The following is a 379-nucleotide window of genomic DNA, read 5'->3' on the forward strand; positions in this document are numbered from 1 at the left end:
GTGGAGCATGATGCCGCTGCTCGGCAGCGATGAACGGATGCGCGGCTACTACCAGGGGCGCTACCGGGATAAAAACGTCGTCAGCGGCCAGCTGGAATACCGCCGGCAGCTCACCTGGCGGCACGGGATTGTCGCCTGGGCCGGGGCGGGAACCATGGGGCCCTCACTGTCGTCGCTGAATAATGGCCGCTGGCTGCCTTCGGCGGGCGTTGGCTACCGCTTTGAATTCAAACCTCGCGTTAATGTTCGCCTCGACTACGGTATCGGCAAAGGCAGCAGCGGCTTTTACTTCCAGGTCGGCGAAGCGTTTTAACGCGTCCTCCCCTTCTTTTTCTCTCTTATCGCCTCTTGCCAGGGCTGCTGCGTTTTAATTTTCATG

1 pseudogene is annotated in these 379 nt (G+C 59.9%); it reads left to right on the plus strand.

The annotated features are described in order from the left end of the window. A pseudogene (locus tag ACSIPU_RS30655) lies at positions 1–313 on the plus strand (BamA/TamA family outer membrane protein); the annotation flags it as partial. Positions 314–379 lie beyond the last annotated feature (66 nt).

Source organism: Klebsiella sp. HN106 (assembly GCF_051209435.1).
Classification (GTDB): domain Bacteria; phylum Pseudomonadota; class Gammaproteobacteria; order Enterobacterales; family Enterobacteriaceae; genus Klebsiella; species Klebsiella oxytoca.